The organism is Bacillus siamensis (assembly GCF_051628075.1).
GTDB classification, from domain to species: domain Bacteria; phylum Bacillota; class Bacilli; order Bacillales; family Bacillaceae; genus Bacillus; species Bacillus siamensis.
In genome coordinates, this window is sequence record NZ_CP155579.1 from 2,876,591 (window position 1) to 2,892,360 (window position 15,770).

Below are 15,770 nucleotides of genomic sequence, written 5' to 3' on the forward strand. Positions count from 1 at the left end.
AAATGGACATTACCATGGACGCTCTCATCGCGATATCAATCGTATGGGGCTTCGTGTTTATCTACGCGGTCATGGCAACGATGGACTTCGGAGCCGGCTTTTGGTCGATGATTTATTTAAATAAAGAACAAACAAAGGCGACAAACATCGCCAACCGTTATTTGTCCCCGACATGGGAAGTGACCAATGTCTTTATCGTCGCAATCGTTGTCGCCCTTTTCAGCTTCTTTCCGGGGGCAACCTTCGTGCTGGGAACCGTTTTATTGATTCCGGGGAGTATCATTCTGCTGCTTTTAGCCATCCGCAGCGGCTTTCTCGTCTTCTCCAATACGGCGAAGGAAAGGAAAATCATGAGATATATCTCCGGAATTTCAGGATTCATTATTCCTGCCGTGCTGATTTTAGTCCTTCCGGTTACACACGGGGGATTTATCGAGAAGACGGGCGGAGTGTATCACTTAAATTTGGCAAGTGTCTTTACAAGCCTGAATGCGTATACGTTTATCGGCTTTGCCATTTTAACCACTTTGTTTTTATCTTCGCTGCTTCTGGCCGACTTTTCAAATGTTGCGGAAGAGGAGCATGCGTACCGCATCTACAGACGGAGCTCTTTAATAACAGGCCCGCTGTCTCTTCTTTTTGCCATCTTCATTATGGTGACATTACGCTCTGAAGCCGGCTGGCTGTATACGGGGATGATGAAAGACAAGACATGGCTCATCCTGTCTGTCATTACATTTATTATTGCCGGTGTGGCCCTGTTTCTGCCAAATAAACGCTTCGGCCAGAACATCGGCAAACCGAGAATCGCCATGATCGCCATTGCGCTGCAGTATTTTCTGGCAAGCTATGCGTACGGACGCGCTCACCTTCCTTATATGATTTATCCCGATATTACGGTCATGTCGGGATTTACGGAGCCGGCAACCTTCAGGGCGCTGTTTATGACGTATATCGTCGCTTTCATTATTTTGTTCCCCGGGTTTTATTTCTTCTGGAAGCTCTTTATGAAAGACAGACGTTATATCCGCCAGGAGGAATAACAGAAATCAGAGCGGTTCATACTAATGGCGTACCTTTTATCATGGAGGGGGAGTCAGCATGGATCATCAAAAAATACTGTGTGAAGTCAATAACTGCTCTTATTGGGGCAAGGGAAACAAATGCACGGCCGACGCGATTTATGTTGTCAGCCATACAGGCGAAACCGCTGAAAAAAGTGAAGAAACCGATTGCAAAACCTTTAAACCGTATGATTTATAAAAAAAGAGCTGTTTTTATACAGCTCTTTTTCATTTCCGCGCCGATGAGAAGCATGGCAGAAACGGCAAATTGGCGGCGGCAGACGGTACAATCCGTATCGCATTCATGACATGCACAGAATTTTTTATCAAGATGTACATGTTTGCCGCAGCCAGAAAGCAACACCTGCGATGTTAAACTGAGACTGTTTGAAAAAAATTATCGCATTCGCCTGTTAAAAAAACCGGCTTTTTCAGCCGGTTCAAACGGGGAAGGGGTGATGTTGAACAGTTTCAATATAACAGCAGCTTACAGTGTGCTCAACTTGCTGAAATAAAGTTTTATCAGCTGTTTGTTGTGAAAACGTCCATTTGGGTGACGTATTTTCTCATTACTTCCTGATTTACGCTGACACCCAGTCCGGGACCGTCCGGAACAGAGATAAATCCCTCTTCGATACGGATGTCAGGAGTGACGATATCCTCCTCCCAGTATCGGTCTGATGAGGAAATGTCACCCGGTATCGTAAATTGCGGCAGCGAAGCAAGCGCGACTGTCTGCGCTCTTGAAATACCGGTTTCGAACATTCCGCCGCACCATACCGGCATGTGATGCTCTCTGCATAAATCATGTATTTTTAAAGCTTCTGTCAGGCCTCCTACACGCGCCGGTTTTATGTTAATGATTTTACAGCTTCCAAGCTCAATCGCCCGCCTCGCGTCATCAAATGAGCATATACTTTCATCAAGACATATCGCCGTTCTCAAATGTTTTTGCAGGTGGCGGTGATCGACAATATCATCTGCCTGAAGCGGCTGTTCTATCATCATTAATTGGAACTCATCCAATTCTTTCAGCCTGCTGATGTCTTTCAGTTCATATGCCGAGTTGGCATCCGCCATCAGCGGTAAGTTCGGGAAACGGCTGCGGATGGCTCTGACCAAATCAACGTCACGGCCGGGCTGAATTTTTATTTTTATACGTTGATAACCTTCTTTTACGTATTGCTCAATTTCCCGAAGCATCACATCATCCGAAGCAAGACCAACTACGACCCCGGCGGGCACTTTATCTCTTTTGCCCCCTAAGGCTTCTGCGAGAGATATCCCCTTTTTCTTGGCATATAGATCCCACACGGCTGATTCGAGCCCCGCTTTTGCCATGCGGTTTCCTTTGAAACGCGCGAGACTGTCAGGCACTTCTGACGGATGGAAAAACTCGCGGCCTACGATATTTGGGATGAAAAAATCTCTCAGCATATGCGCGCATGTCTGAATCGTTTCTTCTGTATACCAAGGAGAAGAAAACGCCGATACCTCTCCCCAGCCCGTTCTGCCGGTTTCGTCGATCGCCTCCACAATCAAAAATTTGCGGTCCTGCAGCGTTTCAATACTTGTTTTAAACGGTTTTTTCAGCCTCATAATTACATGATAAAGGGTGATTTTTTCTATCTTAATCATGACAATTCTCCTTTACGAAGCTCATTCAGCCGATGTCTCATCAGTTTATTAGACGCATTCCGCGGGAGCTCGTCAACCGCGAAAAAAGCAGCCGGTACTTTATATTTTGCAAGGCGTTCACGGCAAAAGGCGGCCAGCTCTTCTGAACTGACAGAAGAAGTCAGCACGAGAAAGGCATGCGGCACTTTCCCCCACTTTGGATCTTCGGCTCCTGAAACACCTGCTTCCGCTACAGCCGGATGGGCAAGCAGCGCCGCTTCCACTTCAGCCGGATAGATGTTCTCTCCGCCTGAAATGATGAGATCCGACCGTCTGTCCAGCACATATAAAAACCCTTCGTCATCTAAATAGCCAAGATCACCTGTTTTAAACCAGCCATTATGAAAAGCGGCCTGATTCGCTTCATCACGATGATAGTACCCTTTCATCACATTCGGGCCTTTTACCGTGATTTCACCGTGTTCAAACGGCATACAGCGATTTCCTTCTTTTTCAATTCTGATCTCGCATGAAAACAGCGGTTTACCGGCCGAGCCGAGCTTTTCCATGCTGAATTCAGGTGACAGCGTGACAATCTGTGAGCAGGTTTCGGTCAAGCCGTAAGACTGGAAGACCGGAAATTGCTTTCTTCGGCATTCTTCAAGGAGCGGCAGCGGGGCCGGCCCTCCGCCAAGCAGAATACACCGCAATGATTCCGGACATTGTTCGGTTTCCGAAAGCAGGCCTGAAAGCATTGTTTGCACCGCTGATATGATCGTGACCCGGTGTGAGCTGATGCTGGCAAGCACATCAGTAACTGAAAATTTTCGGTGCAGCACGACGGGCATACCGTAAATGACCGACTTAAATAGCGCAGACAGGCCGCTGATATGAAACAGCGGCAGCGCAATAAGCCAGCGGTCCCGCTCCGTGACCCCCAGATTCAGCGCAGACGAAACAGCGCTGGAATAATGGTTTCCGAAGGTCTGCTGCACCCCCTTCGGCCTTCCCGTTGTTCCTGACGTATACATAAGAGTCGCTGTATCATCAAGCGTTACATAAGCTTCCGGCTCCAAGTCACCCGCCTTTTTAGCCTGCAGCTCGTCCACATCTGCGACAGCGACTGCAGATTCATAATCTTCGCGGCAAAAACCGTCTTCCGTCAATAAAAGCTTCGCCTCTGAATCTTCGAGCTGAAACAGCCGTTCCTGTTTTGAGAGCTTCGTATTTAACAGCACCGCTTCCGCTCCTAATAAGAAGCAGGCGTGAACGGCATAAACCATTTCCGGGCGGTTAGAAAGCAAAATCGCGACACGGTCTCCTTTTTTAAGCTTGCAGTATTCGGACAGCCGCGCGGCCATTTGTTCAGAAGCATGATACAATTCTCTGAATGTCATCTGTTTGTTTTCAAATATGAGAGCGATTCTCTCAGGTGTCAGCTGAGCCCTTTGAATGAGCCAATTTGGCTGTTCTGTCAGCATGTTATCATCTCCGAGGTAAAAGTACTGTGTTTGAAAAGAAAACAGCTTGGACCAGAGCGGCTCAAGCTGTTTCGTAGTGTCATCTGATCACGGAAAACGAGGGAACTGACCGAAATCCGGACTGCGTTTTTCTTTAAAGGAATCGCGGCCTTCTTTCGCTTCGTCTGTCGTGTAATAAAGAAGTGTTGCATCTCCCGCAAATTGCTGAATTCCGGCGAGGCCGTCTGTATCTGCGTTAAATGCCGCTTTAAGGAAACGAAGGGCTGTAGGGCTTTTCTCAAGCATTTCCTCACACCATTTAATAGTTTCTTCTTCAAGTTTCTCTAATGGGACAACCGTATTGACAAGCCCCATGTCGAGCGCTTCCTGCGCATTGTATTGACGGCACAGATACCAGATTTCACGGGCTTTCTTATGTCCGACGATACGCGCCAGGTAGCCTGAGCCGTAACCGGCATCAAAGCTTCCCACTTTCGGTCCGGTTTGGCCGAAAATCGCGTTATCGGCCGCAATCGTTAAATCACAGACGATATGAAGCACATGGCCTCCGCCGATGGCATAGCCTGATACCATCGCTACGACCGGTTTAGGAATCACGCGGATCAAACGCTGAAGATCAAGCACATTCAGACGCGGGATCTGATCGTCTCCGACATATCCGCCGTGACCGCGGACTTTTTGGTCTCCGCCTGAACAGAATGCTTTATCTCCCGCTCCTGCAAGAACGATGACACCAATATTGGAGTCATCACGCGCACGAGCAAACGCGTCAATCATTTCTGATACCGTCTTAGGAGTAAATGCGTTATGTACCTCCGGGCGGTTAATTGTTATTTTTGCAATACCGTTATACGTCTCGTACAGGATTTCATCGTACTGACGTTCACTTTTCCATTCTGCAGCCATTGATATGACCTCCTTCATTTTTGCCTGAGTCCGGCCGAAAAGCTATTTTCTTTATGCTTTACAAGCCGTATAAAAACTCACTTACTATCTTACCAAAAATTCGCGGCTGTTCCACATGTACCGTGTGCCCCGCCTGTTTGACAACCTCTATTTTACTTGATGGGAGCAGGTTATGCACCTTTTGATTAATCACGCAAAACTTTTCGTCCCATTCACCGCATATGAGCAGAACGGGCGCCTTGATGCGGTCTAAAGCATCCCACCAGGAAGGCTGCGAACCCGTCCCCATTCCGAGCAGACTGCCTGCAAGTCCGGACGGATTATTTTTCAGCCTGCCGGCACGGATGGACGCCTTTACGCTGTCCGGCAGAGAAAGCTGTGTGGCAAACAACGGAATGCCCTCCCAATAATCGACAAACGATGTTATGCCTTCCTTCAATATAAAGTCAGCAAGCTTCCGGTCTGACTGAATCCGCTTTTTGCGTTCCTGAAGCGTGCTGAGACCCGGAGTAGAGCTTTCCAAAACAAGCGCTGACACCCGATGCGGAAATGCCTGTGCAAAGGAATACGCAAGTCTTCCCCCCATAGAATAACCAATAAGTTTCACTTTGTGAAGTTTTAATTGATCAAAAACGGCGGCAAGGTCCGCAACCTGCCGGCTCGTACTGTACCTTGCCGCTTGCACAGGCGCGTCTGTCTCCCCATGACCCAGGCAGTCAATCAGCACCATTCGCTTGCCGGGAAACATCTCGCGCAGAAACATCCATGATTCTTTACTGCCCGTAAATCCGTGCAGACAAACAATTGCTTCAGACGAGCGGTCACCGGTATCATTCACCCGGTAGCACACGCCGTCAGCCATTTTGACAGTTACAGTCTCCATTCTTTTTTCACTTCCCGCACTGCGGCCTGCAGCAGATCGCGATGGAATTGAACTCTTGAGGTCCGATCTGTTTTCAGCTCGATAATATGAAGTCCGGGCTTGTCCGCCTGCGGCTGATACGCATCCTTAAATGCTTCCCATGTCTCAGGGCAAGTATACGTCCCGCCATACAGTGCTGCGGCATGCCGGAAATCAAGGCCCGTCGGCGTACCGAACAGTTCTTCAAAATGAGTTTTATCAGATGCCTGCGGCAAAAATGAGAAAATCCCGCCGCCATCATTGTTTATTAAAATAACCGTAAGCGGAATTCCAAGTTTTTTAGCCGCTAACAGCCCGTTTAAATCATGGTAAAACGATAAATCTCCAATCACAAGCGTGACGGGGGCTTTTGTTCCCTCACATACGCCCATAGCCGAGGAAACAACTCCGTCAATTCCGTTAGCGCCGCGGTTGGCATAGACGCGGAAGGAACGATCTTGCTTTTCAAAGAAAGTATCCACATCGCGAATTGGCATGCTGTTGCCGACAAAAATCGAACTGTCTTCAGGAACAAGGTGCTGAAGGTGGCGATATACATTTCCTTCGAATGACAAATTATCCATGCCCGCATGCTGTAAATGGCCACGGAACCGCTCATTGACAAACTGCCATTTTTCCAGCCATCCGGACGGCCGTCTTCCCGTTTCAACTGAACGGACCGCTTCCAAAAACACCGACGGATGGCAATGAATCATATGGGCGCCGGCCTGAGTGGGATCTCTCCACCCTCCGTCTTCATCGACGATAAACTGCTCAATGGCAGGATCATCCCTGAGCCATACAAAGAGCGGTTTGGAAACCGGCATCGGACCGAAGCGGATCACAGCTTCCGGACGCAGCACTTCTTTTATCTCCTCATCTCTTAAGAACGAGTCATAAGCATCAATGATCAGCGCCTTATCATGCTTTCCGTTTCGCAGATTTGAAAGCGGATCAGCCAAAATCGGGAATTGAAGCATCTCGGCAAGCGCGAGGATCTGCTGTTTTTCTGCTTCACCGTGAATTTCGCCGCAGACGATCATACCCTTTTTGGTATTCGCAAGACGCTCTGTAATATGACGCAATGAGGCCGGATCGGCAGACTGAATCCCTGTTGTGACAGAGACATGCCGATCTGCTCTCATTCTTTCAAAAGGCCGGGCTGACAAATCAGGCATCAAAGGCTCCCTGAGCGGCACATTGACATGCACCGGTCCCATCGGCTGCTTCCCCGCTTCACTTGCGGCTCTGCCGGCCAAAGTTCTGATATAACTCAGCATTTGAGGATTTTCCTCGGGAAGAGCCGAGTCTGTGAAAAACTTAACAAAGTTACCGAACAGAAAATGCTGGTTAATCGCCTGAGGCGCCCCTACTTCCCTTAATTCATGGGGCCGGTCAGCAGTCAGGACAATGAGAGGCACTCTTGAATAATGAGCCTCAATCACGGCCGGATAGAAGTTAGCCGCTGCCGTTCCTGACGTACAAATCAGCATGACCGGACGCTGACGGGCTTTTGCAAGGCCGAGTGCGAAAAAACCTGCGGATCGTTCATCAATTTGTATATGGACTTGAATATCCGGGTGGGCCGCTGCCAAAACCGCCAGCGGAGTCGACCTTGATCCGGGACAAACGACCGCGTCGGTTACACCCGAAAGAGCGAATTCATCAATAAAGCTTCCGATATAATGTGTAATCGGGTTTGTCAAAGCCTTTCACCTCCTAAAGCAGAGATCATCGGCTTTAGTTTAATTTGTGTTTCTTCATATTCTGATTGCGGATCTGAATCTTCAACAATACCGCAGCCTGCGAAAAGGCGCGCCCTTTTGTCTTCAATCAATCCTGATCGGATGGCCACGACAAATTCTCCGTTTTCCCTGCCGTCCATCCAGCCGATCGGCGCCGCGTACCACCCGCGTGTCATCGGTTCAATATCAGCGATAACTTCAACAGCTTTCTGCTGGGGCGCTCCGCCCAATGCCGGTGTGGGATGCAGCTTTTCAATTAAATCAAACAGCGAAGCGGACGTTTTAAGGCGGCCGGTGATCGGTGTATACAGATGCTGCACACTTTTTGTTTTATATAATTGCGGACCTGCAGGCTTTTTCACATCACTGCAGCTCGATAAAAAAGCATCGTTTATCATCTGAACCACAAAATCATGCTCCGCCAGATTTTTTTCGTCATGCAGCAATTCTTCGCCGAGACGGTCATCTTCTTCCTGACTTTCTCCGCGCTTAATTGAACCTGCCAGACAAGAGGACATGACGTCTTTGCCGGATTTTTTGATCAGCCGTTCCGGTGAAGCGCCGACAAAGCATTTATTTCCCTGCTCAATCGCAAAAACATAGCTTGTCGTTTGATCTGTCAAAAGCTTGCGGATAACGCTTTCTGCCGGAATTGGCCCGTCATATGACAAAACGACTTCCCTTGCCAGCACAACTTTATCATATTGATTTGCTTTCATATCATTTGTTGCTGTTTTAATGGCGTCAAGCCAGTTTTCTACATCGAGTTCTTCCGCTTTCGTTAAACCAGGATATTCCTCATACGTCATTGAAGAAACTGTAAAAGCTTCAGAAAAAGATTTCAGACGTTTCAGTACATCTTCTGCCTGATTGCCGTCTGCCGCCCATTGATTGACGGTTAAATAATCACCATCCGCCGTCTTTGTCAGCATGAGTGAGGGAATAAAGAACAGTCCTTCTTCGAACCCATCCCATTCGTCTCCTCTTTCTTCAGCGGGATTAAATGAAAAACCGCCGAATAAGACAGGGCCGACCGCGGTATGCGCCGCCTCTTCTTCTTCATGAATATGATAAGCCGTCTTTTTAAAGCGCTCCCATTGTTCAAAAACGTCTTGATAACGTTTTTCGTTTTTTTCATTCGATTGGAACAGCGCTTCTGTGCCAAGACCGACTATTGTTAATTCACTACCGGGTTCTGACCAAAAAAATCGTTTGCCTTTATATTTTTTTGCTCCGTCTTTGAAAAATGATAGAGGGTCTAAAGACGCAATACGTCTTGAATAGCTCAATAAGACAGCATGGTTGACTTGTTTGGCTTTATGTAATGCATGATCTGCTTCCTCTCGGAACGTATGCTGCACCGTTGTCACCATGAGACATTCCTCCATAATCCGTTAAATGCTTTTAATACAATACACCTGTGATGACTTTGTGTCAAACACACAGATTTGCGCACGACAAAATGCCTGCATTTCTTATTATAAACCTTTTTGCACAAATGAATAAAGAAACAAACTTGAATTTTCTTTCCCCACTCTCGGCAATCACTGTATCCTTTACTTTACTGTGGGAAAACGACCATTTTTATCCACCATTTTTCTGCACAAAAACGTTCATACTAACAGTCATAAGCATCACATAGAAACGAGGGAATGATGTGCTTACAAACGAACAGATCACACACTTGAAAAAAGAACTCGAAGAAGCCAAACATGATATCTTAAGCCGTTTTAAAGAAAATGACCAATTTCAATTAACAGATGAATTCCCGTATCAGTCATCCGGCGAATTGTCTTCCTATGACAATCATCCCGGCGATCAGGCGACTGAATTATACGAGCGTGAAAAAGATCTGACGCTCCTCGACCATGAACGGGAGCATCTTCGCGACATTGATTACTCCCTGAAACAAATTGAAAACGGCACATACGGTATTTGTGAAGTCAGCGGCAAGGAAATCCCTTATGACAGACTGGAAGCTCTGCCGACGGCTACCACCTTGGCGGAATATTCCTCTCAGGATGCCGTTTCTAAAGACAGGCCGATTGAAGAGGAAACACCGTTCGGACAGTTTGAATTTGATGATGATGAATCAATACGGCCGCCTTACGATAGTGAAGACTCATATCAGGATGTAGAGGAATACGGAAACTCAGAAACACCTCAAGATTTAGAGGTTCCGCCTCTCAGCTACAACGATATGACAATGAACTCAGAAGAAAACATCGGCTATGTTGAGGATTATGAAAATTTTATCGCCACAGATATTACCGGAAAAAACATTTCCGTGTATCCAAGCAGAGACCACGAAAAATATGAACAGGAACTGGACGAAGAAGGAATTATGACGACTTTCGGTGATCTTCATGCTGACTAAAACCCCGGCTTACCGGGGTTTTTACATTTGTTGCATTTTTGCAATGGAAACTCATACACTTAATGGTGCATGGCTCTCAAAAAGGTTTGACCTTTCCAAAATCGGGAATGACATTGAACAATGGAGGGAAGAGATGAAAAAGAAGTATATCGGTGCGATCATTGTATTTATCATTACATATGCCTTGTTTTCCTTAGCGGGGTTTCTCTTTCCCGTAGATCGGGAATGGTACGACGCGCTTCAAAAACCTGACTGGACGCCGAGCGGATCAGTGATAGGCATCATATGGGCGGTTTTGTTTGCGCTTATCTCCCTGTCAGCAGCCTTGGTATACGTAAAGTTCTCATGTAAAGAATCCAAAGCTTTCTGGTTGATGCTTCTCATCAATTATATCGCGAATCAAGGCTTCAGCTTTTTTCAATTCACACAGAAAAATTTGCTTGCTGCATCTATCGATTGCCTGCTTGTAGCCGTTACAACACTCATTCTATTGATGATTGCCGGTAAATACAGCAAAGCTTCAGCCTGGCTTTTGGTTCCTTATTTATTATGGAGCGCTTTTGCCACATACCTGTCTTTTACCATTTACACTATGAACTCATAATAAAAAACCTTGCATAGTATGCAAGGTTTTTTAATGACCCGTACGGGATTCGAACCCGTGTTACCGCCGTGAAAGGGCGGTGTCTTAACCGCTTGACCAACGGGCCTTATGGCGGAGAAGGAGGGATTTGAACCCTCGCGCCGCTTACACGACCTACACCCTTAGCAGGGGCGCCTCTTCAGCCACTTGAGTACTTCTCCATATGGCTCCACAGGCAGGATTCGAACCTGCGACCGATCGGTTAACAGCCGATAGCTCTACCACTGAGCTACTGTGGAAAATTATCATGGTGGGCCTGAGTGGACTCGAACCACCGACCTCACGCTTATCAGGCGTGCGCTCTAACCAGCTGAGCTACAGGCCCACGACAATATAAAAATGGAGCGGGTGATGGGAATCGAACCCACGACATCAGCTTGGAAGGCTGAGGTTTTACCACTAAACTACACCCGCATTTGTTTGGGGCGATTGATGGGAATCGAACCCACGAGTGCCAGAGCCACAATCTGGTGCGTTAACCACTTCGCCACAACCGCCAAAACAATATTAAATTAAAATGGTGGCTCGGGACGGAATCGAACCGCCGACACACGGATTTTCAGTCCGTTGCTCTACCAACTGAGCTACCGAGCCTTTTTATATAAATGGCGGTCCGGACGGGACTCGAACCCGCGACCTCCTGCGTGACAGGCAGGCATTCTAACCAACTGAACTACCGGACCATTTTTGGTTGCGGGGGCAGGATTTGAACCTGCGACCTTCGGGTTATGAGCCCGACGAGCTACCGAACTGCTCCACCCCGCGATGATGATTAAATTAGATATGGCGGAGGAAGAGGGATTCGAACCCCCGCGGGCTTTGACACCCCTGTCGGTTTTCAAGACCGATCCCTTCAGCCAGACTTGGGTATTCCTCCGTATAAGTGGTGGACCTTGTAGGACTCGAACCTACGACCGGACGGTTATGAGCCGTCTGCTCTAACCAACTGAGCTAAAGGTCCAATGGTAGCGGCGGAGGGGATCGAACCCCCGACCTCACGGGTATGAACCGTACGCTCTAGCCAGCTGAGCTACACCGCCAAAAAACAATTAAAATCAAGTGGAGCCTAGCGGGATCGAACCGCTGACCTCCTGCGTGCAAAGCAGGCGCTCTCCCAGCTGAGCTAAGGCCCCAAAGTGGTCGGGAAGACAGGATTCGAACCTGCGACCCCATGGTCCCAAACCATGTGCTCTACCAAGCTGAGCTACTTCCCGATTTTTCAAAAGTATGTATGGCGCGCCCGAGAGGAGTCGAACCCCTAACCTTTTGATCCGTAGTCAAACGCTCTATCCAATTGAGCTACGGGCGCAACAATAAGTGCCGAGGGCCGGACTTGAACCGGCACGGTAGTCACCTACCGCAGGATTTTAAGTCCTGTGTGTCTGCCAATTCCACCACCCCGGCATGGATGGTATAGTTTAGTTGGAGCGGAAGACGGGATTCGAACCCGCGACCCCCACCTTGGCAAGGTGATGTTCTACCACTGAACTACTTCCGCGTTTGGCAATGCGGATGAAGGGACTTGAACCCCCACGTCTATAAAGACACTAGAGCCTGATTCTAGCGCGTCTGCCAATTCCGCCACATCCGCAAGAAAAAACATGGTGAGCCATGAAGGACTCGAACCTTCGACCCTCTGATTAAAAGTCAGATGCTCTACCAACTGAGCTAATGGCTCTTTTTACAAGAGACTTATATAGTATAACATATAAAAGTGGTGCCGGCAAGAGGACTTGAACCCCCAACCTACTGATTACAAGTCAGTTGCTCTACCAATTGAGCTACACCGGCCTAATACGCCAACTTATGTATAATAGAAATGGTGGAGGATGACGGGCTCGAACCGCCGACCCTCTGCTTGTAAGGCAGATGCTCTCCCAGCTGAGCTAATCCTCCATATATTACACTTACGTGTAATGGCTTGGCGGCGTCCTACTCTCACAGGGGGAAACCCCCGACTACCATCGGCGCTGAAGAGCTTAACTTCCGTGTTCGGCATGGGAACGGGTGTGACCTCTTCGCTATCGCCACCAAACCATTGAGAGTGTTCTCTCAAAACTAGATAACAGTAAGCATACATTCAAAAATGGTTAAGTCCTCGATCGATTAGTATCTGTCAGCTCCATGTGTCGCCACACTTCCACCTCAGACCTATCAACCTGATCATCTTTCAGGGATCTTACTTCCTTGCGGAATGGGAAATCTCATCTTGAGGGGGGCTTCATGCTTAGATGCTTTCAGCACTTATCCCGTCCGCACATAGCTACCCAGCGATGCCCTTGGCAGAACAACTGGTACACCAGCGGTGCGTCCATCCCGGTCCTCTCGTACTAAGGACAGCTCCTCTCAAATTTCCTGCGCCCGCGACGGATAGGGACCGAACTGTCTCACGACGTTCTGAACCCAGCTCGCGTACCGCTTTAATGGGCGAACAGCCCAACCCTTGGGACCGACTACAGCCCCAGGATGCGATGAGCCGACATCGAGGTGCCAAACCTCCCCGTCGATGTGGACTCTTGGGGGAGATAAGCCTGTTATCCCCGGGGTAGCTTTTATCCGTTGAGCGATGGCCCTTCCATGCGGAACCACCGGATCACTAAGCCCGACTTTCGTCCCTGCTCGACTTGTAGGTCTCGCAGTCAAGCTCCCTTGTGCCTTTACACTCTGCGAATGATTTCCAACCATTCTGAGGGAACCTTTGGGCGCCTCCGTTACCTTTTAGGAGGCGACCGCCCCAGTCAAACTGCCCACCTGACACTGTCTCCCCGCCCGATAAGGGCGGCGGGTTAGAAGGTCAATACAGCCAGGGTAGTATCCCACCGATGCCTCCACCGAAGCTGGCGCTCCGGTTTCCAAGGCTCCTACCTATCCTGTACAAGCTGTACCAACATTCAATATCAGGCTGCAGTAAAGCTCCACGGGGTCTTTCCGTCCTGTCGCGGGTAACCTGCATCTTCACAGGTACTATAATTTCACCGAGTCTCTCGTTGAGACAGTGCCCAGATCGTTGCGCCTTTCGTGCGGGTCGGAACTTACCCGACAAGGAATTTCGCTACCTTAGGACCGTTATAGTTACGGCCGCCGTTTACTGGGGCTTCAATTCGCACCTTCGCTTACGCTAAGCGCTCCTCTTAACCTTCCAGCACCGGGCAGGCGTCAGCCCCTATACTTCGCCTTACGGCTTCGCAGAGACCTGTGTTTTTGCTAAACAGTCGCCTGGGCCTATTCACTGCGGCTCTCTCGGGCTTGCACCCTAACAGAGCACCCCTTCTCCCGAAGTTACGGGGTCATTTTGCCGAGTTCCTTAACGAGAGTTCTCTCGATCACCTTAGGATTCTCTCCTCGCCTACCTGTGTCGGTTTGCGGTACGGGCACCTCTCACCTCGCTAGAGGCTTTTCTTGGCAGTGTGGAATCAGGAACTTCGCTACTATAATTCGCTCGCCATCACAGCTCAGCCTTCACGGGAAACGGATTTGCCTATTTCCCAGCCTAACTGCTTGGACGCGGATATCCAATACCGCGCTTACCCTATCCTCCTGCGTCCCCCCATTGCTCAAATGGTGAGGAGGTGGTACAGGAATATCAACCTGTTATCCATCGCCTACGCCTTTCGGCCTCGGCTTAGGTCCCGACTAACCCTGAGCGGACGAGCCTTCCTCAGGAAACCTTAGGCATTCGGTGGACGGGATTCTCACCCGTCTTTCGCTACTCATACCGGCATTCTCACTTCTAAGCGCTCCACAAGTCCTTCCGGTCTTGCTTCACAGCCCTTAGAACGCTCTCCTACCACTGTTCGAAGAACAGTCCGCAGCTTCGGTGATACGTTTAGCCCCGGTACATTTTCGGCGCAGAGTCACTCGACCAGTGAGCTATTACGCACTCTTTAAATGGTGGCTGCTTCTAAGCCAACATCCTGGTTGTCTAAGCAACTCCACATCCTTTTCCACTTAACGTATACTTTGGGACCTTAGCTGGCGGTCTGGGCTGTTTCCCTTTCGACTACGGATCTTATCACTCGCAGTCTGACTCCCAAGGATAAGTCATCGGCATTCGGAGTTTGACTGAATTCGGTAACCCGGTAGGGGCCCCTAGTCCAATCAGTGCTCTACCTCCGAGACTCTTACCTTGAGGCTAGCCCTAAAGCTATTTCGGAGAGAACCAGCTATCTCCAGGTTCGATTGGCATTTCACCCCTACCCACACCTCATCCCCGCACTTTTCAACGTGCGTGGGTTCGGGCCTCCATTCAGTGTTACCTGAACTTCACCCTGGACATGGGTAGATCACCTGGTTTCGGGTCTACGACCACGTACTCATGCGCCCTATTCAGACTCGCTTTCGCTGCGGCTCCGCATCTTCTGCTTAACCTTGCACGGGATCGTAACTCGCCGGTTCATTCTACAAAAGGCACGCCATCACCCGTTAACGGGCTCTGACTACTTGTAGGCACACGGTTTCAGGATCTATTTCACTCCCCTTCCGGGGTGCTTTTCACCTTTCCCTCACGGTACTGGTTCACTATCGGTCACTAGGGAGTATTTAGCCTTGGGAGATGGTCCTCCCGGATTCCGACGGAATTTCACGTGTTCCGCCGTACTCAGGATCCACTCTGGAGAGAACGAAGTTTTGACTACAGGGCTGTTACCTCCTATGGCGGGCCTTTCCAGACCTCTTCATCTACCTCGTTCCTTTGTAACTCCGTACAGAGTGTCCTACAACCCCAAGAGGCAAGCCTCTTGGTTTGGGCTGATCCCGTTTCGCTCGCCGCTACTCAGGGAATCGCATTTGCTTTCTCTTCCTCCGGGTACTTAGATGTTTCAGTTCCCCGGGTCTGCCTTCTCATATCCTATGTATTCAGATATGGATACCACTCCATTACGAGTGGTGGGTTTCCCCATTCGGAAATCTCCGGATCAAAGCTTGCTTACAGCTCCCCGAAGCATATCGGTGTTCGTCCCGTCCTTCATCGGCTCCTAGTGCCAAGGCATCCACCGTGCGCCCTTTCTAACTTAACCGTTAAAAAGAATCACTACGTG

At 49.0% G+C, this 15,770-nt stretch carries 10 protein-coding genes, 21 tRNA genes and 2 rRNA genes; 4 read left to right on the forward strand and 29 right to left on the reverse strand.

Translation table 11 applies throughout. The features are described from left to right. The first annotated feature begins 2 nt into the window (after window positions 1-2). Window positions 3-1,043, forward strand: a complete 1,041-nt coding sequence (locus tag ABDB98_RS14075; RefSeq protein WP_060964480.1) for a cytochrome d ubiquinol oxidase subunit II — start codon at window positions 3-5, stop codon at window positions 1,041-1,043. Window positions 1,044-1,101: 58 nt separating this feature from the next. Continuing rightward, window positions 1,102-1,263 carry a DUF1540 domain-containing protein gene (locus tag ABDB98_RS14080; RefSeq protein ID WP_016938469.1) on the forward strand — a complete coding sequence of 54 codons (162 nt, stop codon included), beginning with the start codon at window positions 1,102-1,104 and terminating at the stop codon, window positions 1,261-1,263. Window positions 1,264-1,586: 323 nt separating this feature from the next. On the opposite strand, the gene menC is transcribed toward ABDB98_RS14080, so the two are convergent. The 6 genes from menC to ABDB98_RS14110 all read right to left on the reverse strand — a co-directional run bounded on the left by menC (window position 1,587) and on the right by ABDB98_RS14110 (window position 9,087). Continuing rightward, entirely contained in the window at window positions 1,587-2,702 is a 1,116-nt protein-coding gene (gene menC / locus ABDB98_RS14085; protein ID WP_438420450.1) for an o-succinylbenzoate synthase, read from the reverse strand. Beyond that, window positions 2,699-4,162: an o-succinylbenzoate--CoA ligase gene (locus tag ABDB98_RS14090; protein WP_438420451.1), complete on the reverse strand. Its 1,464-nt coding sequence runs from the start codon at window positions 4,160-4,162 to the stop codon at window positions 2,699-2,701. Before ABDB98_RS14090 ends, menC begins: the two co-directional genes overlap by 4 nt. Before the next feature lie 87 nt (window positions 4,163-4,249). Continuing rightward, on the reverse strand, window positions 4,250-5,068 hold the full coding sequence (menB, locus tag ABDB98_RS14095) for a 1,4-dihydroxy-2-naphthoyl-CoA synthase (protein WP_007408846.1): 819 nt from the start codon (window positions 5,066-5,068) through the stop codon (window positions 4,250-4,252). 58 nt (window positions 5,069-5,126) lie between these two features. Beyond that, window positions 5,127-5,951, reverse strand: coding sequence for a 2-succinyl-6-hydroxy-2,4-cyclohexadiene-1-carboxylate synthase (menH, locus tag ABDB98_RS14100; protein ID WP_438420452.1), 825 nt, complete (start codon window positions 5,949-5,951; stop codon window positions 5,127-5,129). Continuing rightward, window positions 5,939-7,675 carry a 2-succinyl-5-enolpyruvyl-6-hydroxy-3-cyclohexene-1-carboxylic-acid synthase gene (gene menD / locus ABDB98_RS14105; protein ID WP_438420453.1) on the reverse strand — a complete coding sequence of 579 codons (1,737 nt, stop codon included), beginning with the start codon at window positions 7,673-7,675 and terminating at the stop codon, window positions 5,939-5,941. Before menD ends, menH begins: the two co-directional genes overlap by 13 nt. After that, window positions 7,672-9,087: an isochorismate synthase gene (locus ABDB98_RS14110; protein WP_438420454.1), complete on the reverse strand. Its 1,416-nt coding sequence runs from the start codon at window positions 9,085-9,087 to the stop codon at window positions 7,672-7,674. Before ABDB98_RS14110 ends, menD begins: the two co-directional genes overlap by 4 nt. 284 nt (window positions 9,088-9,371) lie before the next feature. Between ABDB98_RS14110 and ABDB98_RS14115 the strand changes: the two genes are divergently transcribed. Next, a complete protein-coding gene (locus ABDB98_RS14115; protein WP_438420455.1) occupies window positions 9,372-10,091 on the forward strand; it encodes a TraR/DksA C4-type zinc finger protein in 720 nt (239 codons plus the stop codon). A gap of 133 nt (window positions 10,092-10,224) precedes the next feature. Next, entirely contained in the window at window positions 10,225-10,695 is a 471-nt protein-coding gene (locus tag ABDB98_RS14120) for a TspO/MBR family protein (protein WP_060965116.1), read from the forward strand. Between the two features lie 34 nt (window positions 10,696-10,729). Here the strand turns inward: ABDB98_RS14120 and ABDB98_RS14125 are convergent. The 23 genes from ABDB98_RS14125 to ABDB98_RS14235 form a co-directional block, all read right to left on the reverse strand. Further along, a tRNA-Glu gene (locus ABDB98_RS14125) sits at window positions 10,730-10,801 on the reverse strand. Window positions 10,802-10,804: 3 nt separating this feature from the next. Beyond that, a tRNA-Ser gene (locus ABDB98_RS14130) sits at window positions 10,805-10,895 on the reverse strand. A gap of 3 nt (window positions 10,896-10,898) precedes the next feature. Continuing rightward, window positions 10,899-10,973, reverse strand: a tRNA-Asn gene (locus ABDB98_RS14135). Window positions 10,974-10,982: 9 nt separating this feature from the next. Then, a tRNA-Ile gene (locus tag ABDB98_RS14140) sits at window positions 10,983-11,059 on the reverse strand. Between the two features lie 15 nt (window positions 11,060-11,074). Then, window positions 11,075-11,148: transfer RNA gene (locus tag ABDB98_RS14145), tRNA-Gly, on the reverse strand. Between the two features lie 7 nt (window positions 11,149-11,155). After that, window positions 11,156-11,231, reverse strand: a tRNA-His gene (locus ABDB98_RS14150). A gap of 21 nt (window positions 11,232-11,252) precedes the next feature. Next, a tRNA-Phe gene (locus ABDB98_RS14155) sits at window positions 11,253-11,328 on the reverse strand. Between the two features lie 12 nt (window positions 11,329-11,340). Then, window positions 11,341-11,417, reverse strand: a tRNA-Asp gene (locus tag ABDB98_RS14160). A 5-nt stretch (window positions 11,418-11,422) separates the two neighbouring features. Next, window positions 11,423-11,499 (reverse strand) — tRNA-Met (locus tag ABDB98_RS14165). 19 nt (window positions 11,500-11,518) lie between these two features. After that, window positions 11,519-11,611 (reverse strand) — tRNA-Ser (locus tag ABDB98_RS14170). 7 nt (window positions 11,612-11,618) lie between these two features. Beyond that, window positions 11,619-11,695, reverse strand: a tRNA-Ile gene (locus ABDB98_RS14175). A gap of 2 nt (window positions 11,696-11,697) precedes the next feature. Further along, window positions 11,698-11,774 (reverse strand) — tRNA-Met (locus tag ABDB98_RS14180). A 20-nt stretch (window positions 11,775-11,794) separates the two neighbouring features. After that, a tRNA-Ala gene (locus ABDB98_RS14185) sits at window positions 11,795-11,867 on the reverse strand. A gap of 4 nt (window positions 11,868-11,871) precedes the next feature. Continuing rightward, window positions 11,872-11,948: transfer RNA gene (locus ABDB98_RS14190), tRNA-Pro, on the reverse strand. 18 nt (window positions 11,949-11,966) lie between these two features. Next, window positions 11,967-12,043: transfer RNA gene (locus ABDB98_RS14195), tRNA-Arg, on the reverse strand. 9 nt (window positions 12,044-12,052) lie between these two features. Further along, window positions 12,053-12,138 (reverse strand) — tRNA-Leu (locus ABDB98_RS14200). 19 nt (window positions 12,139-12,157) lie between these two features. Continuing rightward, window positions 12,158-12,232 (reverse strand) — tRNA-Gly (locus ABDB98_RS14205). Window positions 12,233-12,241: 9 nt separating this feature from the next. Further along, window positions 12,242-12,325, reverse strand: a tRNA-Leu gene (locus tag ABDB98_RS14210). 11 nt (window positions 12,326-12,336) lie between these two features. Then, window positions 12,337-12,412: transfer RNA gene (locus ABDB98_RS14215), tRNA-Lys, on the reverse strand. 37 nt (window positions 12,413-12,449) lie between these two features. After that, window positions 12,450-12,525: transfer RNA gene (locus ABDB98_RS14220), tRNA-Thr, on the reverse strand. Window positions 12,526-12,554: 29 nt separating this feature from the next. Continuing rightward, window positions 12,555-12,630 (reverse strand) — tRNA-Val (locus tag ABDB98_RS14225). Between the two features lie 23 nt (window positions 12,631-12,653). Next, window positions 12,654-12,769 (reverse strand): 5S ribosomal RNA (gene rrf, locus ABDB98_RS14230). A 51-nt stretch (window positions 12,770-12,820) separates the two neighbouring features. Continuing rightward, window positions 12,821-15,749, reverse strand: a 23S ribosomal RNA gene (locus ABDB98_RS14235). Window positions 15,750-15,770: the final 21 nt, after the last annotated feature.